At 38.4% G+C, this 19,026-nt stretch carries 16 protein-coding genes; 13 read left to right on the top strand and 3 right to left on the bottom strand.

Translation table 11 applies throughout. The annotated features are described in order from the left end of the window. Nucleotides 1–8 precede the first annotated feature (8 nt). Genes CJZ72_RS00180 through CJZ72_RS00150 form a run of 7 tightly spaced genes read left to right on the top strand, consistent with a single transcriptional unit; the run spans nt 9 to nt 10,365 of the window. Nucleotides 9–1,607, top strand: coding sequence for a type 2 periplasmic-binding domain-containing protein (locus tag CJZ72_RS00180; protein WP_095443502.1), 1,599 nt, complete (start codon nt 9–11; stop codon nt 1,605–1,607). Between the two features lie 58 nt (nt 1,608–1,665). After that, on the top strand, nt 1,666–2,259 hold the full coding sequence (locus CJZ72_RS00175) for a DUF624 domain-containing protein (RefSeq protein ID WP_081134309.1): 594 nt from the start codon (nt 1,666–1,668) through the stop codon (nt 2,257–2,259). Further along, entirely contained in the window at nt 2,252–3,175 is a 924-nt protein-coding gene (locus CJZ72_RS00170; RefSeq protein WP_081134308.1) for an acetylxylan esterase, read from the top strand. The genes CJZ72_RS00175 and CJZ72_RS00170 overlap by 8 nt, the downstream gene beginning before the upstream one ends. Then, entirely contained in the window at nt 3,156–3,917 is a 762-nt protein-coding gene (locus CJZ72_RS00165; RefSeq protein WP_081134307.1) for an endonuclease/exonuclease/phosphatase family protein, read from the top strand. Before CJZ72_RS00170 ends, CJZ72_RS00165 begins: the two co-directional genes overlap by 20 nt. A 36-nt stretch (nt 3,918–3,953) precedes the next feature. Further along, nucleotides 3,954–6,104 carry a beta-glucosidase BglX gene (bglX, locus tag CJZ72_RS00160; protein ID WP_081134306.1) on the top strand — a complete coding sequence of 717 codons (2,151 nt, stop codon included), beginning with the start codon at nt 3,954–3,956 and terminating at the stop codon, nt 6,102–6,104. An 18-nt stretch (nt 6,105–6,122) separates the two neighbouring features. Continuing rightward, the gene (locus tag CJZ72_RS00155) at nt 6,123–9,389 is read left to right on the top strand and encodes a GH36-type glycosyl hydrolase domain-containing protein (RefSeq protein WP_095443501.1); all 3,267 of its coding nucleotides are present in this window, start codon (nt 6,123–6,125) and stop codon (nt 9,387–9,389) included. Between the two features lie 13 nt (nt 9,390–9,402). Continuing rightward, nucleotides 9,403–10,365: a LacI family DNA-binding transcriptional regulator gene (locus CJZ72_RS00150; RefSeq protein WP_081134304.1), complete on the top strand. Its 963-nt coding sequence runs from the start codon at nt 9,403–9,405 to the stop codon at nt 10,363–10,365. 129 nt (nt 10,366–10,494) lie between these two features. Here CJZ72_RS00150 and CJZ72_RS00145 read toward each other — a convergent pair whose 3' ends face one another. Beyond that, nucleotides 10,495–11,130, bottom strand: a complete 636-nt coding sequence (locus tag CJZ72_RS00145; RefSeq protein ID WP_081134303.1) for a pentapeptide repeat-containing protein — start codon at nt 11,128–11,130, stop codon at nt 10,495–10,497. Nucleotides 11,131–11,284: 154 nt separating this feature from the next. Between CJZ72_RS00145 and CJZ72_RS00140 the strand changes: the two genes are divergently transcribed. The 3 genes from CJZ72_RS00140 to CJZ72_RS00130 all read left to right on the top strand — a co-directional run bounded on the left by CJZ72_RS00140 (nt 11,285) and on the right by CJZ72_RS00130 (nt 14,746). Further along, nucleotides 11,285–12,061 (top strand): DeoR/GlpR family DNA-binding transcription regulator, encoded by a 777-nt coding sequence (locus CJZ72_RS00140; protein WP_081134302.1) that lies wholly within the window; start codon nt 11,285–11,287, stop codon nt 12,059–12,061. Further along, nucleotides 12,058–13,473 carry a M24 family metallopeptidase gene (locus CJZ72_RS00135; protein WP_095443500.1) on the top strand — a complete coding sequence of 472 codons (1,416 nt, stop codon included), beginning with the start codon at nt 12,058–12,060 and terminating at the stop codon, nt 13,471–13,473. The genes CJZ72_RS00140 and CJZ72_RS00135 overlap by 4 nt, the downstream gene beginning before the upstream one ends. Before the next feature lie 232 nt (nt 13,474–13,705). Beyond that, a complete protein-coding gene (locus tag CJZ72_RS00130; protein WP_081134300.1) occupies nt 13,706–14,746 on the top strand; it encodes a family 20 glycosylhydrolase in 1,041 nt (346 codons plus the stop codon). On the opposite strand, the gene CJZ72_RS00125 is transcribed toward CJZ72_RS00130, so the two are convergent. Beyond that, on the bottom strand, nt 14,740–15,081 hold the full coding sequence (locus CJZ72_RS00125) for a potassium channel family protein (protein ID WP_081134299.1): 342 nt from the start codon (nt 15,079–15,081) through the stop codon (nt 14,740–14,742). The genes CJZ72_RS00130 and CJZ72_RS00125 overlap by 7 nt on opposite strands. Before the next feature lie 390 nt (nt 15,082–15,471). Here CJZ72_RS00125 and CJZ72_RS00120 point away from each other — a divergent pair, with 390 nt between their 5' ends. Then, a complete protein-coding gene (locus CJZ72_RS00120; protein ID WP_081134298.1) occupies nt 15,472–15,831 on the top strand; it encodes a MerR family transcriptional regulator in 360 nt (119 codons plus the stop codon). Nucleotides 15,832–15,921: 90 nt separating this feature from the next. Here the strand turns inward: CJZ72_RS00120 and CJZ72_RS00115 are convergent, their stop codons facing one another. Then, nucleotides 15,922–17,055 carry a trans-sulfuration enzyme family protein gene (locus CJZ72_RS00115; protein ID WP_095443499.1) on the bottom strand — a complete coding sequence of 378 codons (1,134 nt, stop codon included), beginning with the start codon at nt 17,053–17,055 and terminating at the stop codon, nt 15,922–15,924. A gap of 258 nt (nt 17,056–17,313) precedes the next feature. Between CJZ72_RS00115 and CJZ72_RS00110 the strand changes: the two genes are divergently transcribed. Together CJZ72_RS00110 and CJZ72_RS00105 are read left to right on the top strand one after the other, a co-directional pair. Next, nucleotides 17,314–17,676, top strand: a complete 363-nt coding sequence (locus CJZ72_RS00110; RefSeq protein ID WP_081134296.1) for a Rid family detoxifying hydrolase — start codon at nt 17,314–17,316, stop codon at nt 17,674–17,676. Nucleotides 17,677–17,686: 10 nt separating this feature from the next. Then, nucleotides 17,687–19,018 (top strand): CoA-disulfide reductase, encoded by a 1,332-nt coding sequence (locus CJZ72_RS00105; protein WP_095443498.1) that lies wholly within the window; start codon nt 17,687–17,689, stop codon nt 19,016–19,018. Nucleotides 19,019–19,026 lie beyond the last annotated feature (8 nt).

Genomic DNA, 19,026 nt, shown 5'->3' with positions numbered 1-19,026 from the left:
GAGAACATATGAAAAGAATGATAGGTGGCATATTGGTAGCAACGGCATTATTCAGCTTAGCAGCTTGTGGCGGGAATGATAAGGAAGCTGGCGAAGATTTTTCAATCAGTGATCGTTATACACTTGATGAAAATACCCCTGCTTGGAAATTGGATAAAAAAGAAGAAACAACAAAAATTAAATGGTATATCAATTCAGATTGGACATCTCTGCCTTTTGGAAAAGATGTAACGACTGCTCAAATCAAAAAAGATTTGAACATTGATATTGAATTTGTCTCTGGGGATGATTCGAAATTAAATGCAATGATCTCAAGTGGTGATATGCCAGACATCGTAACATTGACTGAAAAGGCGGGACAAGCTGCATTGAAAGCGAATTCTTGGTCATACTCATTAAACGATCTAGCAAAAAAATATGACCCGTACTTACTGAAAGTAGTGAATCAAGATACCTTTAAATGGTATGCATTAGAAGATGGCAATACTTATGGTTATCCTAATTATTCGAATACTGAAGCCGATTATGAAAGCGGTAATATACCTGTTAATGATAATTTTGTTATTCGAGAGGATGTATATAATTCCTTAGGGAAACCAGATGTATCCACTCCAGAAAATTTTGAAAAGGTAATGAATCAAATCAAAGAAAAGTATCCAGAATTGACCCCAGCAGGTTTTACTACAGTCGGAGACGGTGCAGGTCCATTTTTAGATAAGTTACAAGACTTTTTAGGTGTACCTCTTGAGGACGAAGATGGCAACTACTATGATCGGAACTTAGATGGTGAGTATATCGAATGGTTAAAGACACTGAATAAAGTCTACCGTGATGGAAATATTAGTGATGATAGCTTCACTGATGATGGAGCGACCTTTGATGAGAAAGTGAAGCAAGGAAGTTATGCAACAATGTTAGTGGCAGGAACAAGTGGACAGGGTGGGAATTTCAATGAATTTATGAAAAATTCAAAAACGCGTTATATTGCAATTGATGGTCCAAGTAGTACATCTGGGCGTGAGCCGACGTTGAACCAAACGGGGATTTCAGGCTGGCTAAGTAACTATATTACGAAAGATGCGAAAGATCCTGCAAAAGTAACGCAACTATTTACGTATCTCATTGATGAACCCGGACAGATTCTAACTAAATATGGTGTAGAGGGAGTAACGTACCAATATAACGATCAAGGGAAAATCGATTATTTGCCAGAAATCAAAAAAATGGAAGAAACAGATAATGATGCGTACAACAAAAAATATGGTATTAGTCGGTTCTTATATTTCAATAATGATCGTGTCAATAGTCTTAAAGTCACAACGAATAGCGCGCTTACACAAATGCAGGAATGGGGTAAAGGAAAGTTGAAACCACATTTCATTATTGAAAATATCAATCCAGATGCTGGAACACCAGAAGCTCGTTCAAATGAAGCAATTGAAACAAAATTGAACACAACAGTCATTTCATTGATCCGTGCCAAAGATGAGTCTAGCTTTGATAAAACGTTAGCTGAATATAAAGACTTTCTAAAATCGAATAAATGGGAAGCAATTGAAAAAATAAAATCAGAGAAGATGGCTGAAAATAAAGAAAAATTGAACTAACCGAAGGGAGGAGAGAAGAGCGGATTAAGCTCATCCCTGTCCGTTCTTCTCCTTTACTATGAATAAAATTTTTGCTTATGAAGGCTGGTATTATCGAACCTTTTCGTTTGTGACGAACATCTTGTTAATCAATTTTTTATTTCTTCTCAGCTGCTGTACAGTGATTTTTAGCGGGGCAGGCTTCATTGCGTTATATCGTACGAGTTTTGCATTATATGAAGAAAAAGAGTTAGCAGTTTTTTCAACGTTCATCCAAGAATTCCGAAAGAATATCTTAAGAGGATTGGCACTTACATTCTTTTTGGCAGGATGTGGAACAACAGTCGGCATCGTATTGGTAAGTTTGTTTAGGTTATCTGTCAGTTTTGGCTTTTTGGCGGTGGTTTTATTTAGTGGAGCAACTCTTTTCATCAATGTATGTCTAATTCTGTATAGCATGTTTACATGGGATCTACGGTCCACAATCAAAGAAAGCTTCTGTGTAGTATTGAGTAGTAGTGCGAATGCAATTGTGTTATTGGTGATACCGGTAGTGGTACTTGTTTTGTTGAACCAAATCAATCTTTTTTTCTATCTTTCTCTGGGAATAGGATCAAGTGCCTACTTACAAGTAGTATTCTTTCAGAAAGTATTAGGTGGGGTGAATGGCTAATTTATTCGCATTCTGGGAAAAGACCCAGAAAGAATTATCGGAGATTCCTCTAGCAGTCGAACAAAAAACAATACGTAGCAGTAAAACATATCGTGTGGATCAAATCAAGTTTCAAAGTTTATTTGCCGAAACAGTGACAGGGTATTTATTTCTACCAATTGGTCAAGGTCCATTTCCTTTAGTATTAGATTGCTTGGGTTATATGAATCATGTGGAACCTTTTACAATGGCTACGTCATTTAGTCAATGGACTGAGATCGGGTGTGCTTGTTTTGTAATCGACAATCGCGGACAAGGAGGAAAGACACCAGACAATGCTCCTTACCAGACAGTGTGGCATGAAGCACCTCTTGGAAGAGGATTTTTGGCTAAAGAAGATTGGTATCAAAGACGATTGATTTCGGATCATTTACGAGCTTTGGCTCTCACGCAAGTTTTGTCAGATATCGCTACGGATCAACTTTTTCTTCGTGGTGGTTCGCAAGGGGGCGGCGTGGTTTTGATGGTAAATAGTTTAAGCAATATTCCAATTCTAGCTACTTTTGCAGATGTACCAAGTCATTCAAATCTTGATCATCGAATCGAAACGGGAACAGGTTCTTATCAAGTAATCCATAATTATTTGCAAAAATATCCTGAATATAAAAAAACAGTTGAATCAGTCATACCGTATTTTGATACAAAAAACTTTGTTCAACGTATCCACAATCAGGTTTTTATTTCTGTTGGTAGTCATGATCCAATTTGCCCGATGCATGATTTTTTACCCACCTATCGACGAATCGATGCAGTGAAACAATTATATGTCTATTGGAATAAGGGACATGACGGTGGGGGTGAGCGGCAGTTAGCACGAGAAAAAGCAAGAGTACAGAAGATATTGCAGGGGGTCAGGCATGAAAATAGCAACTTATAACGTACGCGTTGATACTGATTATGATAAACAATGGTCTTGGTTCTATCGAAAAGAACATGTCATTGATATGATCCAATACCATGATTGGGATTTATTTGGAGTCCAAGAAGTACGTCCGAATCAGATAAGAGATCTCCAACAGCTAGTTGCATATGATGTTCTAGTAGCTGAGCGAGAGGGTGATGGACAAGGTGAGGGATTAGGCATTTTTTATAAAAAAGAAACATTTACGATGATTGATTCCGGCTTTTTCTGGTTATCGGAGACACCTGAAAAAAGGAGTATCCACCCAGAAGCAGGCTGTCCACGTATTGCTCTGTGGGGGATTTTTAAAGAAAAGCATTCGGAAAAAATTTTTCTGATGATCAATATCCATTTGGACCATTTGTCTGCAAAAGCGAGAGTCGAAGGGCTACAGATTGTTTTAACAGAATTAGCCCCAAAAATCGAACACTATCCAACGATCATTTTAGGAGATTTCAATGCGGAACATACTGAAGCTACACATCATTTACTTGTTGATTTTTTAGAGGTAAAACGTGACGATCATTCTGTCCATTATGGACCCTTTGGCACATTTCAAGATTTTGATTATGAGCGACAATGGCAAGATTTAGAAGAATTAGATTATATATATACAAAGGATATTTTCATAAAAAAAACAGCGGTTTTAACCGATTCATGGAATTGCAGATATCCTGCCGATCATTTTCCATTAGTAGCAGAAATTTTTATTAAATGAAGGAATTCATTTATTCAGATAGAGAAAGGTGACAGCATGAAAGACAAACAACTTATTACATTGATCGAACAAATGACAATCAAAGAAAAAATCAATCAATTATTACAACTAGCTGCGGCATTTTACTCTGATAAAGCGGAAGAAAAAACTGGTCCAATGACCGAAATGGGGTTAAATCAAGCAACAATTGATACAGCAGGGACGACATTAGGGATTTCGGGTGCAAAGGAAGCGATAAGAGTACAAAAAACGTATATGGAGAATCATCGTCTGCATATTCCAACGCTTTTAATGGCCGACATCATCCATGGATTTCGGACGATATTCCCGATTCCTCTCGCTTTAGGGAGTACTTGGGATGAACAAGCAATAGAAGAAATGGCGGAGATTTCTGCAAAAGAAGCTGCAGTTTCGGGGTTACATGTCACTTTTTCTCCAATGATCGACTTAGTCCGTGATCCTAGATGGGGTAGAGTCATGGAATCGACAGGAGAAGATGCTTATTTAAACGGAAAGCTTGCTGCAGCAATGATCAAAGGATATCAGGGAACGAATTTGAAAGAAGATACAGAACGGATTGCAGCCTGTGTCAAACATTTTGCAGCCTACGGTGGGGCATTAGGTGGTAGAGATTACAATACAGTAGATATGTCTGAAAGACAATTACGTGAGCAATATCTACCAGGGTATCAAGCTGGACTAGCAGCTGGAGCAAAATTGGTAATGACGTCTTTCAATACAGTTGATGGCATCCCAGCTACAGGAAATAAATGGCTATTTAGAGAAATATTACGGGAAGAGTTTGGCTTTAATGGAGTGGTTATTTCTGATTGGGGAGCGATTCAAGAGCTGATTCCACATGGTGTGGCAAAAGACAAGAAACAAGCGGCTGAACTAGCGATTAAAGCTGGAGTGGATATTGAGATGATGACCACATGCTACCCAGAATATTTGGAAGAACTGATAGATGAAGGAACTATCTCAGAAGAATTGATCGACGAGGCAGTACTGCGGATATTACAATTGAAAAATGATCTAGGATTGTTTGAGAATCCTTATCGAGGAGCAGATGAAGCAAAAGAGAAAGCGCTTGTTTTAAGCCAAACACATCGTGAAAAAGCAAAAGAAATTGCAAGAAAATCAATAGTTCTACTAAAAAATGAAGCCATTTTGCCTTTTCGGAGCCAAGAGAAAGTGGCGATCGTCGGACCAGGTGCAGACTCACAAGATATATTGGGTGCATGGTCTTGGCAAGGACAAAAGCAAGAAGCAGTTTCGTTAATTACTGGAGCACAAGCACTAGAGACTAACTTACTGATTGGAAAAGAAGTATTTGATTATTTTGATCCTACTGAACAAGCGGTAACAGAAGCAATCGGTTTAGCAAAAAAGGCAGATAAAGTAGTCATCGCTTTAGGTGAAACTGATTGGATGAGTGGTGAAGCCGCAAGCCGCAGTGATATTCGCCTACCAGAGAAACAGTTGGAATTTTTTGAACAACTTGCTGAAGTAAATCCTAATGTCGTTGTAACCATATATAGTGGACGTCCATTAGATTTAAATGGGATTTCCCAAGCTAAAGCAATCGTTCAAGCTTGGATGCCTGGAACGGAAGGAGGCAATGCATTAGCAGAAATCCTGTGGGGGTATTATAATCCAAGCGCACGTTTAAGTATGTCATTCCCAGAAACAGTGGGTCAAGTACCAGTTTTTTACAATTCAGATAGTACAGGACGTCCTTATGATTCTGCGCCGAATGAAAAATATGTTTCCAAATATCTAGATGTAGGAAATGATCCAAAGTATCCATTTGGATTTGGTCTTAGTTATACCCAATTCGCTTATAGTGATCTTCAAATTGAACAGACATGGTTTGATGCGCAAACGCCATTGAAGATTTCGGTAAGCGTTAAGAACGTGGGAAGTATGCCGGGGGAAGAAACAGTTCAGTTGTATATAAGAGATCTTATCGGTGAAGTGGTACGACCTGTTAAAGAGTTGAAAGATTTTAAAAAAATTTGGTTGGAGCCGAATGAAGAAAAGCTCGTACGATTTGAGCTGACAGAAGCCATGGTTCGCTATGTTCATTCTGATCAGAAATGCCGAAGTGAGGGCGGCAAATTCACTATCATGGTAGGTGGGAATAGCCGAGATGTGCTGATTGTTCCTGCCGAACTAAATGAATAGCTAAGAAAGGATCATTCAATGCAAACGCAAAGTCGAGACAACACCACTATCACTTTTCTTGATACAGGCGATATCAAAGAAATCAACAGTTTTGATTTTATGATCAACCAGTTGGAAGGAAACACTTTAGACGGTAGTTTAAATCAATTATATCTAAGAAAGAAAACAAAAGATGGATATCATTATGCACCAATGGTTGGTTCAAATAGCCTGAGTACATTCTATTCTTCTCAAGACCAGCAAACATGGAAAGGTGATTTTGAAGAAATCAATTATCAGGTTGATTTTAAATTAGCAACAAATAATCAATGGTTTTGGCGAGTGCTTCTTTCTGGAAAAGGGCAAGTAGATATCATTTATGGACAAGATTTAGGTTTAGCTAATAAAACCACAGTTACTGCGAATGAAGCGTATGTGTCGCAGTATATTGACCATCATGTTACAAAAAGTAAGGATAAATTGGTGATCACTTCACGGCAGAACCAACCGCAAAATGGGAAATTCCCTGCCATTTCACAAGGCTGTTTCCAGAAGACAGTTGGGTTTTCAACAGATGGTTATCAGTTTTTTGATCGAAAGTATAAGCTAACGAATCAACCTGAATGTTTGAAAAAAGAATGCTTAGAAAATGAAGTATACCAATATGAATTTGCTTTCGTTGCTTTACAGACTGAACAAATTACACTGGGGGATGAAGTTGCAGAAATTGTTTTTTATAGTTCAGTAAAAGAAAACCAGCAAGAAGAAGTCACTGAACCAGTCTCTATAGAAACTGAGTTAATTGAGACATATCGTTCTCTGACATTTGGACATCCGCCAAAAGTAACAAGTGGGTATAAAAAAATAGGTCGACCACTTGTAGGAAGTGAGTTAAGCGAAGCAACAATCAAAACATGGTTTCCAGAACAAAAAGAAGTAGAAGTAGTAGACAATCAAACGTATTCTTTCTTTACAAAAGAGGGGCATCACGTAGTCCTGCAAAAAAAAGAGTTGGAGATGGAACGGGCGCATGGGCATATTCTATTAAGTGGAATGGATTTGAAGGTGGATCAGCCTTTGTTAAGTACGACAGTCTATATGTATGGTATTTTTAATTCTCAAGTTGTGCTGGGAAATACAACGATGAACAAATTGATGAGTAATAGTCGAAATTCGTTGAATGTGATGAAACGCTCTGGACAACGTATCTATCTTTTGGTAGATGAAGAGTGGCGACTGCTCACGATGCCCTCTGCTTTTGAAATGGGATTGAATTCGGCAACTTGGTATTATCAATTGCCAGAAGAACTAATTCAAGTTCGTACGTATACTTTGCCAGATACCAGAGAGGTCCGGTTAGAAGTAAAAGGAGAGAAATCCTATAGCTGGGTAGTAACGAACCATTTATTGATGGGACCAGAAGAGAAAGCAACTTATAAAGTAAGCAGGCAATGCAATGAATTAAAAATAACCGGAGAAAATTCGCCTACAGAAGAATATTATCCAAAACTGACGTATTATATAGAAAGTGACAACGCTTTTGAGCTGACGAATGATGGGCAGCTATTTACGAGATCTGCTGATTTGCTTGTCATGACATTCAATGATACAACTGGCTTTTCACTAACTATTCACGGTAGCTTAAGTGGGGAAAACGAAAAAGAAAATGATCTTGTGACCTTTGATGAAGCACAAGAGGAGTATCAAGATTTTATTGACCAGTTGATCCATCGATTTGAATTGCGTCATGATTCTCTCTCAATGGACAAAATAAATTTACTCACTCGCTGGTATACACACAATATGTTGGTACATTATCTATCTCCACATGGACTAGAACAGTTTGGTGGGGCCGCGTGGGGAACTCGCGATGTTTCTCAAGGACCAACAGAATTTTTCTTAGCTGTCAATCGACCAGATGTAGTGGTATCGATCATCGAACATTTATTTGAAAATCAATTTATCGAAGATGGGCATTGGCCACAATGGTTTATGTTTGATAGATACGAGGAGCAAAAAGCCACTGAAAGCCATGGAGATGTCATTGTCTGGCCGCTGAAAGTTGTCGCAGACTACTTGGAGCAAACAGGCGACATGACCATTTTACAAAAAGAAATACCTTATACCTCTTATGCTGATTTTCACAAAACACGAGAACGTTATCCATTGATGGACCATTTGCAAAAAGAGATCACTTATATCACGAGCCACTTTCTTCCTGGAACCTATTTATCCTGTTATGGAGATGGTGACTGGGACGATACACTCCAACCCTACGACAATCGACTAAAGGAACAAATGGCAAGTAGTTGGACAGTCGCTCTAACATATCAAGTGATTAAAAAATTAGGAATGCTTCTTAAAAAATATGCGCCGGATTATAGTGATTATTTAAATGAGTTAGCCGAAAAGATCAAAAAAGATTTCCAAAAATTCATGCTAAAAGATGAGACGATCCCAGGGTTCATTTATATGGAAAATGTAAATGAAGTGGAGCCAATCATTCATCCAAAGGATACGAAAACAGGGATCAAGTATCGATTACTCCCAATGACTCGTAGTATGATTGCTGAAATCTTGTCGCCAGAAGAAGTAGTGCATCATCTAAGAATCATCAAGTTCCACTTGCTTTTCCCTGACGGAGTGCGTTTGATGGATCGTCCTGCAGCCTATCATGGTGGAGTGAGCACAAATTTCAAACGGGCAGAACAAGCAGCAAATTTTGGCCGTGAAATCGGCTTACAATATGTCCATGCACACATTCGCTATACTGAAGCAATGGCAAAAATTGGGCAGAGAGACCAGACATGGCATGCACTAAAGACAATCAATCCAATAAAAATTAGAGAAAATGTTCACAATGCTGAATTAAGACAGGCAAATGCTTACTTCAGTAGTTCAGATGGGAACTTTAGAACAAGGTATGAATCTCAGGAAAATTTTGGTAAACTTAAGAATGGAGAAGTTGGTGTCAAAGGCGGTTGGCGTATTTATTCTAGTGGTCCGGGGATCTATTTGAATCAGTTGATCACAACGGTTTTAGGGATACGGATTAAGGAAGAAACACTTGTGTTTGATCCTGTACTACCGAAAGAACTCGAGGGTTTAGAGCTACGTTATCAATTGCTTGGAAAAAATATCACAATCAAATTTTATCCCGAAGCACCAGCTAAAGTAACAATTGACGGAAAAGCAGTCTCTTTTGATCTCGAAGAAAATCCCTACCGCGAAGGTGGATTGATTCTCAAAAAAAAGGAAATACTTTCGTCTCTTGAAGAAAATTCAGTGATTGAAATTTATCATTAGAAAGGAGCAGACCATGGCAGGAATCAAAGATATTGCAAAAAAAGCGGGTGTTTCGATCTCAACAGTCTCTTATGCACTTAATGGAAGTCCTAAAGTAACTGAAGAGACAAGAGCACGTATCCAAGCGATTGCAAATGAACTTAACTATGTTCCTAACATGGCAGCTCGAACACTAAAACGGCGCCAAACAAAAATCATCGGTGTCTATTTGGCCGATTATGGAGGAAGTTTTTACGGCGAACTGCTTGAAGGAATCAAAAAAGGGTTAGCACTATTTGATTATGAGATGATCGTCTGCAGCGGTCATAAATCTCATTTGTTTATCCCAGAAAAAATGGTGGACGGAGCGATCATTTTGGATTGGACGTTTTCAACGGAAGAAATCCAGATGTTTGCTGATCGTGGGCATCCAATCGTCATTCTGGATCGGATCATGGTACATGAAAATGTGCGACAAGTCCTTTTAGATAATCGTGGAGGTACAACATTAGCGGTCGAACAATTTTTTAATGGTCATTCTAAAAAAGTACATTTGATTGCTGGACCAAAAAATGGCTATGATAGTCAAGAACGGCTGACTATCAGTCAGAGAGAATTAGCACGTTTCGGAATAACGTATGAAGTTTTTCAAGGGGATTTTACTGAACCATCTGGCTATCAAGCAGCAAAAGAAATCATCAAACAATCAGAAAACTTTCCTATTGATATCTTTGCGCTTAATGATGAAATGGCGATTGGCGTGTACAAATATGTGAAGGAAACACCTTATGAAATTGGGCAGGATATTCGGATCATCGGATTTGATAATTCAGAGTTAGGCGCTTTTGTACAACCTCGACTAGCGACAATCGCCTATTCTAAGCATCGCTGGGGGATGGTCGCAGCAGAAAAGATCATTCATTTGATTCAAGAAGAAACAGTCGAAAGTGAACATATTTATACTAATTTTATTGAAGGGGACTCATTTCCTTTATAGTCAAAAAGATGGCCAGAACGCAAAGAAACGTGATACCGTTTCTCCATGTGTCCTGACCATCTTTTTTTATTTTTCAGAATATACCCCACTAGTCATTCGAAAGAACAGCATAGCAATTTTCTCAGTACGTTATTCTTTGATGATCAAGCCCATCAAAGTGGAGAAGCGTAAAGCCTGATAAGTCGAGACTTGGCATCCTTTTAGATCATCCATTGAAACAGTTAAGGACTCAAAGTGAGAAGTACTCAAATCAACACCCTTTAAAGGAGTTTGTTCAAAATTAGCTTCATTTAAATCGCATGTATCAAAAGCAAGATGTTTGAATTTGCATTGATAGAAATCGGTTCCTTGGAGTTGTGAATGAACAAAGTGAATGTTTTCTAGTTTTGAAAAACCAAAAGTAGCAAGGTTTAAGATACAATCTTGAAAAGTAACATGATGGATCGCAGATTCAGGAAGAGAGGTTCCTAAAAGTTTGCAATTGATGAATTCCGCGCGATGAATCGATGCTTTGGAAAGATCAGCATTCGAAAAATCGCAATTCTTGAAGCGAACGTCAACAACTTCAAGCTGGCTGAAATCTGTATTCGTAAAAAGACAGTGGTCAAATTCCATATGATAAAAACGTGGCCGTTCAAGGAACGAATCCATGAATTCAGAACCAGAAACAGTACACATTTCGAGAATGGGATCTTCTTCATAAAAAATATCTGAGAAACGCTTACTTTCTAATTGTGCCGTGATTTTAGGCGGTATGATCTTCATTGATTACCCAACTTTCATTATACTGATTGATAAAAATAGAGGTACAAGTTCAAGCAAAGTATACCATGAAAGAACGGATAATATATTGCAAAATACAGCAAAACATTGCAAAACAATGCACAGTGAATTAAACTATCACTTAGGAGGCGATTTCATGTTGATGGAAGATCGTTTGACGAAGATAAAAAATAGTTTGAAAGAACATCAGAGTGTCACTATCGAGGATTTGGCAGAAGAGCTAGGTGTATCAAAAGATACGGTCCGTCGCGATTTGATCAAACTAGAAAAACAAAAATTTTTACGGAGGACACACGGCGGGGCAATTCTGCCGGAAGAAAAAGCACCTATTTTTGACTATGAACAACGAGCAAGCAAAGCCAATCAAGTGAAAATCGCATTGGGTGAAAAAGCAAGTTCATTCATTGAAGAGAAATGTTCGGTCATCTTCGATTCTTCCACTACAGTTGAGAATGTGATCCATCATTTATCTGATAAAAAAATAAATGCTGTTACAAATTCCTTGGTGCATGCAATGTTACTAGCAAAATTAAATGGCACGACTATTTCTCTTTTGCCTGGAAAATTACACAAGACGCAATTGTTTCTTTATGGTACAGAAACGATTGAACAATTGAAGCAATATAAAGTAGATTATACTCTTCTTGGAATCTATGCTTTATCAAGTGAGGGAGTGTTCATCCATACGAAAGAGGAAGGATTGGTCAAAAGACAGATGGTCAAACAAGCCGCTACTGTCCTTGCTATTGCGGATCATACGAAGCTGGACAAAACTGGGTTCTTTAAAGTATGTGAGTTGGCGGAAATCGATGTGCTAGTTACGGATCGTCCTTTATCCGAAACGCTAGAGGAAGCATTAATTCAAAATCATGTAACTTGCGTATGTTTAGAGAAAAGGAGCACGAAAAGATGAGCAAAAAAATTATTCTAACCACAGTGAAGGAACCAATGACATTTTTAGATGTTCCACCTGTTTTCTTGACTGAAGAAACAATGGAAGAAAGAAAAAATAAGTTGATTACACGTATGAAAGAAGAAGGAATCGATACACTAGTTATTTATGCAGACAAAGAACATGGAGCGAATTTTGAATATTTGACAGGATTTATCCCAAGATTTGAAGAGGGATTATTGGTGGTTGAAGCAAGTGGCAACGATACTTTGATCGTAGGGAATGAAAATCTAAAGATGCATGCTCATTCAAGGATTTCAACGAAATTGATCCATTATCCGCCTTTTTCACTACCAAATCAACCGATGACAAATGAAGAATCTTTAGCGGAAATTTTTGCTACTCTAGGGTTTAAGGAAAAAAATAAAATTGGATTGATCGGTTGGAAGATGTTCACGACGCAGAAAGTTGCCGCTTCTAAATTATTTGATCTTCCATATTTCATTGTTGAAGCCATCAGACAAACTATTGATGCCAAAACTGAACTTATAAATGCTGCTTATCTGATGATAGGAGAAAACGGTGTTCGTAGAGAAAATAATGCAAATGAGCTTGCGCATTATGAGTATGGAGCAAATTTAGCATCAAGATGTATGCTCAACGCACTTAATAAAATTGAAGTTGGTATCAAAGAAGTTGAAGTGGCAGAACAACTGAATGGCGAGGGGCAAACCAATACAGTGGTCACGATAGCAGCTACAGGAACGCGCTTTGACTATGCTAATCTCTACCCCACACACAAAAAAATCAAACAAGGTGATGCCTTATCTTTAACGGCTGGTTTTAAAGGGGGGCTTTCTAGTCGAACAGGATTCGTTGTTGAAAAAGCAGAGGAGTTACCTGTGGAGCAAGCCGATTATTTAGAGCGGGTAGCGAAACCTTATTTCAAGGCGATCGTCACTTGGATTGAGAATCTCAGAGTTGGTTTAATCGGAGAAGAAATTTATCAATTGATTGAATCTGTCTTACCGAAGCAGCTGTTCCATTGGCATTTGAACCCTGGACATTTAACAGCCGATGAAGAATGGATGGCTTCTCCTATCTATGAGGATTCCACAGAATACCTTGTTAGTGGCATGATTTTCCAACTGGATATTATCCCATCTGTTCCTGGTTATACTGGGGTCAGTGCAGAAGAATGTGTAGCAATTGCGGATGAAGCCCTTCGTACCTCGATTAAAGAAAATTATCCTGAGTTATGGGAAAGGATCTGTATCCGCCGAAACTATCTTGAAGAAGAACTGAATATCTATTTGAATGAGGATATTTTGCCACTTTCGAATACAGTTGCTTACCTTAGACCTTTTTATTTGGCAAAAACAAAAGCTTTACGGGTTAAAAATATCTGTGGCAAAAATCAAATGAAAGCATAGATACAAGAAGGAATAAAAATGTCGCGAAAATTATGATTCGACTATTTGAGAAGTACAGCCTATTTTGAGTAGATTGCTTCTGTTCCTGACGTTTATTCGTATTTAGAGTGTGGGGTGAAAGTATTCTTTGCTTTTATCTCACTTTTTTACAAGTTACTTTAATTAGGAGTAGATTTTTTTACTAAAGTAGCTTATAGTTTTCCGTGAAAACGTTTTAAAATAGGAGGGCACTGTGAAAAAAATACTTTCGATCGATGCAGGCAGAAAATATTTTTCAAAAGAACAATTGGAAACCATCATTGAAAAAGCTTCTCAAGCTGGTTTTACAGGAATCGAAGTGATTTTAGCAAACAACGGACTACGTTTTATCTTGGACGACATGGCGATCAACGGACAAGTCCAATACTATGAAAGTGAAAAGGTGAAAGAGGAATTAATCAAAGGAACGAAAAAATATTATGATGATCCAAATGGCTGTTATTTATCGCAAAAAGACATGGACTATTTGTTGCAATCCGCAAAAGAACGAAGCATCGAACTGATACCGGTAATCAATAGTCCTGGACACATGGATGCTATAGTTGAGGGAATGAAACATTTAGGTATTCAAGCTCCCGCTTTTCGCACATCACGAAGTACCATCGATTTAGCGAATCAAGAAGCGGTTGACTTTACGCGTCAATTAGTAAAAAAATATATAGACTATTTTTCGGGAAAAGTAGGTTACTTCAACCTTGGCTGTGATGAGTATGCGAATGATGTAAAAACAGAAGGAGGGTGGCTAGGACTCCTAGATAAAGGGGATTATGCGAAGTTTATAGACTATACGAATGAACTTGCCGCAATAGTCAAAAACAATAAAATGGAACCAATCGTCTTCAACGATGGTATCTACTATCATGCAGATGAACGCTATGGGCAGTTTGACCCCGCGATCATCGTTGCATATTGGACAGCTGGTTGGAAGGGGTATGAAGTCTGCCCACCAGAATTTTTAGTAGCTAAAGGGCATCGTTTGTTGAATACGAATGACAGCTGGTACTGGGTGATCGGGCGCAATACAGAAAAAGATGGGTATTACCATTTTGAGCAAGTGCTAGAGGGCATCGAAAGGACTGAGATAAGTCAGGTGCCAGCGGCTGTTGAAAAATTACCGATTATTGGAAGCATGTTTGGCATTTGGGCAGATGACCCCGAGCGCCAGTTCGAGATGCAGGCGCTCGATCAATTGATTACTCGTTATTCTAGTTACTGGAATCAACAGTTTCAATGATTGTGGTGTCTTGAATCATAGGTATGGACATAATTTTTCACTAGGATCGAAATAAAGATACTCATAATCCCTAATCCAAATGTAGCGTATAGGATGGTGAATAATTTTCCTAATACTGTAACAGGATGGATATCACCAAAACCGATAGTGGTCAGTGTAATGAAACTCCAGTAAAAAGAGTCAAATAAGGATACTTTTTCGAGAAAAGAAAAGCAGAACGTACCAATGGTTAAAGTAATCAACATCACAGAAAGTAGTGCCCGCATTTCTTCTTTTCTCAAAATAGAAAAAAATGTCTGGAACAATTTTAGTGTTGCACGAAAAAGGAACATCATCATGGCCTCCTTTGAGTAGATTTTATACTGTAAAGTTTACCATATGACTAGGATAATCGCTTTATGATACCTATAAGGAACACTGCTTATCATAGCTGATTGAGGAGAGTCTGTGTTCATATCTGTTGTCCATCACGGAAATAACTGACATTTGATCTTAAAAAATTTCATTTGCAATTTGACTTGGAGAAACGTATGATTCTTTTAGTATATCGTGAGAAGTATGAACTTAGAGAAGCAAGCTATTTTTTGCGGACACGATTAATTAGTAACAAAATAAAAAATGGTTTCCTCCAATCAAGCAAAAGCAGATCTCAATTGCATCATTGATTGGATGTTTGATCTTGATCAAAGGACCATACATATCAGTTATAATGAGGTGAACAACTAGTGAATATCAGAGAAGTAAGTGAAAAAAAGGGAATATCTCCAGATACCTTGCGCTATTATGAAAAGATTGGGTTGATCCCTCCTGTTCATCGAACAAAAGGTGGTATCAGAGATTATACGGAAGAAGACTTGAATTGGGTAGATTTTACCATTTGTATGCGCAATGCGGGCCTTTCGATCGACTCTTTGATCGCCTATAATAAATTATGTGAACAAGGAAATGAAACAATCGAAGCTCGAAAAGAGTTGCTGATTGAAGAGAGTCAGCAATTAGCGAAAAAAATCGAAGAGATGCAGGAATGTTTTGATCGATTAGAGGGAAAAATAAAGAATTACGATCGACTCCTAGTAAAGAAATAAAGAGTGTATAGAAAAACTGGAATGGACAGAAACTTTGTCCGTTCCAGTTTTTTTCCTGTAATAGTTGTCGCAAGTACTATCAGCACGACATTATCCAAGTGAACGTGTCAGATCATTCAGCAAGTCTTCTTCATCTTCTATCCCACAAGATAGACGGACGAGTGTTTCCGTTACCCCCATTTTTAGCCGTTCTTCTTCTGGCATACTCGCATGTGACATTGCCCAAGGATAGGAAAGAATCGATTCCACGCCACCAAGACTGACAGCAACGATTGGCAATCGACAGTTAGTAAATAAAGACTGGATCTGATCGATCGTTTCCAATTCAAAAGAGAGAATTGCTCCGGAGTTCTCACATTGTTGATGATGCACTTGATATCTTGGATGTTGTGCTAATCCAGGGTAATAGACTTTTTTTACTTTAGCGTGTTCAGATAGAAAGGTGGCGATTTTAGAAGCATTCTTGATGGACTTCTCCATGCGTAATCCCATCGTTTTTACTCCACGCAATAATAGCCAAGCATCTTCTGGTCCTAAGATCCCACCTAATGCGATCTGATGCTCCTTTAATTTTTTATAAATCGCTTCTTGATTTGTAGCAACTAAGCCAGCTACTACGTCGCTATGTCCATTGATAAATTTAGTTGCACTATGTATGACGATATCTAAGCCTAAGGATAAAGGGTGTTGCGAGAGTGGGGACATAAAAGTATTGTCGGAAACAGTAAGAATCCCATGTTTTCTGGCAGTTTCCGCTACTTTTCTAATGTCAGTGATCGTCAATAATGGATTCGAAGGTGTTTCGATATAAAACATTTTTGTTTCTTTTTTGATTGCTTTTTCCCAAGAATCATTATCTGTTTCATCTACGAATGTACAGTCAATCCCAAATCGTGAAAGAAACAAATGGATGCTGTGGAAGGTGCCACCATAAATGTTTTTTCCTAATACCAGATGGTCACCTTTTGACAGTAGAAACAAGACCGCGTTGATGGCAGCCATTCCAGAAGAAAAGGCCAATCCAAAAGTAGCATCTTCTAAAGAGGCGATACATTTTTCAGCAGCTTCGACCGTAGGGTTCCCAAAACGCGTATAGCTAAATCCCGTATGGGTAAAGACATCTTCCTGATGAAAAGTCGATGCTTGGTATTTGGGGATGGATGAGGCACCAGTAACAGGGTCGATCATCGGATAGTCATGCAGTAACTTCGTATTGATTTTCATGAGTCGTTCCTCCAAAGTTTGTTTTCATTTGCGCATTAAAAGTAGCATACTCGTTCTCTTTATGTCAACGTTTTCTTGATAAAAAATTATCAAACGAGTATTTAATTTAATAACGTAATTTATTATAAAGAATATACAATTATACTAATTTTTCTACATATAAAAAAACTAAAAAACATTTGACTGATATAGTTAATTGTGATAATTTTTTATTGAAATATGTTTTTTGATAAAAATTTATCACTCAAGGAGGGAACAATGACGAAAGAAGAAATAAAAATGCCTTATGAGAAGTACCGTCGAGCAAATGATTTTATTTTTATTTCAGGACAGTTGCCAGTAGATCCAAAAACAGATCAACTGAGTGGCTCAACGATCGAAGAGCAAACGAAACAGGTAATGGCAAATATAACTGATATACTCAAGGATTTAGAACTAACTTTTGATGAAATTGTAAAAGCTACTTGTTTTTTAGCAGATATTGGACATTTTGCAACATTCAACCAAGTATATCAAGAATATTTTGGTGAGCGTTTTCCTGCTCGCTCTGCTTTTCAAGTAGGGGCTCTGCCGAAAGGTGCTTTGATCGAGATCGAACTGATTCTAATGGAAGAAAGTTAGGAGGGGAAAAATGAAGATTGTGATCATCGGTGGGATAGCGGCCGGCATGAGTGCAGCAGCAAAGGCTAAGCGCCTAGACCCATCCACTGAAATAATCGTAATTGAACAAGAAGAGTATGTTTCATTCGGGGCATGTGGCCTTCCCTATTATTTAGGGGAGGAATTCAGTGATGAAAACGAAATGTTTGCAAGGACCCCAGAACAAATAGAGCGCTTGGGCATTCGTTTGTTATTAAAGCACAAAGTTCAAGCGTTAGATAGTGAGAAGAAACGAGTGCTAGTGGAGGATCTAGCAACAAATGAACGATTCTACGAGAAATATGATCGCCTGATGTTGGCGGTAGGTGCCAGTCCATTACTTCCAGCTATTGTGGGCAGTGACTCTAAGGATGTTTATACGGCAACTAAATTATCAGAGATCAATAGATTTAAACAAGCACTACCGAGCTATAGAAAAATCACCATCGTTGGTGGTAGTTTTATCGGGTTGGAATTAGCGGACCAATTGGTGAAAACGGGAAATGAAGTACATATAATCGAAACAAAAACAGAATTGATGAACCGAACATTCGATCAGGAATTTTCTGAGAAAATAGCAGAAGCGATCCAAGAAAAAGGTGTGAACCTCCATTTAGGAGAGGAAGTAGTAGCTATAGAGCAGCAAGATGGGCGTGTCCATGCTATACAGACAAGTAAACAGCGATATGAAACTGATGCAGTGCTGTTTGCAATAGGATTTGCCCCGAATACTGGTTTCTTGGATGGACAACTCGATTGTTTGGAGAATGGTGCTATCAGAATTGATACTTACGGACGAACCTCGCAAAAAGACATTTTTGCCGCCGGTGACTGTGCCTCGATACCTCACCGTTTGTTGGGAGATGTTTATCTGCCATTAGCTACGACAGCGAATAAAATGGGACGAATCGTGGGGATCAATATCAGTAGCGAGAAGGTAACAGAAGAATACGTAGGTGCATTAGGTAGTAGTGCGATCAAAATCGGAGACTATGAAGCCGCTAGTGTCGGGCTTACAGAGAAGGCAGCACAACAAGCGAAAATGGACTACAGTACTACTTGCGTAGAGGTAGCAAACCATTCGAACTATTATAGTGTGCAGGAAAAAATAAAAATCAAGCTTGTGTATGACAAACAGACAAAAGTAGTGTATGGTGCCCAATTATTCGGCAAAAATGAAACGGTACTCCGTTCTACGGGGTTAGCTGTGGCAATACATGGACAAATGACGACTAAAGAACTAGGATTTATTGATTTTGCGTGCGCTCCTCCATTTGCTTCCACGTGGGAAGCAATCAATGTCGTTGCAAATACTGCAAAATAAAGGAGATG

This window comes from Enterococcus durans (assembly GCF_002277935.1).
GTDB classification, from domain to species: Bacteria; Bacillota; Bacilli; order Lactobacillales; family Enterococcaceae; genus Enterococcus_B; species Enterococcus_B durans.
The sequence above is the reverse complement of the archived record's forward strand: the minus strand, read 5'-3'. Positions and strand labels throughout refer to the sequence as shown.

Excerpts from the sequence above, each read along its gene's own strand:
- CJZ72_RS00180 (WP_095443502.1), top strand. The coding sequence starts at position 9 with ATGAAAAGAATGATAGGTGGCATATTGGTAGCAACGGCATTATTCAGC.
- CJZ72_RS00175 (WP_081134309.1), top strand. The coding sequence starts at position 1,666 with ATGAATAAAATTTTTGCTTATGAAGGCTGGTATTATCGAACCTTTTCG.
- CJZ72_RS00170 (WP_081134308.1), top strand. The coding sequence starts at position 2,252 with ATGGCTAATTTATTCGCATTCTGGGAAAAGACCCAGAAAGAATTATCG.
- CJZ72_RS00165 (WP_081134307.1), top strand. The coding sequence starts at position 3,156 with ATGAAAATAGCAACTTATAACGTACGCGTTGATACTGATTATGATAAA.
- bglX (WP_081134306.1), top strand. The coding sequence starts at position 3,954 with ATGAAAGACAAACAACTTATTACATTGATCGAACAAATGACAATCAAA.
- CJZ72_RS00155 (WP_095443501.1), top strand. The coding sequence starts at position 6,123 with ATGCAAACGCAAAGTCGAGACAACACCACTATCACTTTTCTTGATACA.
- CJZ72_RS00150 (WP_081134304.1), top strand. The coding sequence starts at position 9,403 with ATGGCAGGAATCAAAGATATTGCAAAAAAAGCGGGTGTTTCGATCTCA.
- CJZ72_RS00145 (WP_081134303.1), bottom strand. The coding sequence starts at position 11,130 with ATGAAGATCATACCGCCTAAAATCACGGCACAATTAGAAAGTAAGCGT.
- CJZ72_RS00140 (WP_081134302.1), top strand. The coding sequence starts at position 11,285 with ATGTTGATGGAAGATCGTTTGACGAAGATAAAAAATAGTTTGAAAGAA.
- CJZ72_RS00135 (WP_095443500.1), top strand. The coding sequence starts at position 12,058 with ATGAGCAAAAAAATTATTCTAACCACAGTGAAGGAACCAATGACATTT.
- CJZ72_RS00125 (WP_081134299.1), bottom strand. The coding sequence starts at position 15,081 with ATGATGTTCCTTTTTCGTGCAACACTAAAATTGTTCCAGACATTTTTT.
- CJZ72_RS00115 (WP_095443499.1), bottom strand. The coding sequence starts at position 17,055 with ATGAAAATCAATACGAAGTTACTGCATGACTATCCGATGATCGACCCT.
- CJZ72_RS00110 (WP_081134296.1), top strand. The coding sequence starts at position 17,314 with ATGACGAAAGAAGAAATAAAAATGCCTTATGAGAAGTACCGTCGAGCA.
- CJZ72_RS00105 (WP_095443498.1), top strand. The coding sequence starts at position 17,687 with ATGAAGATTGTGATCATCGGTGGGATAGCGGCCGGCATGAGTGCAGCA.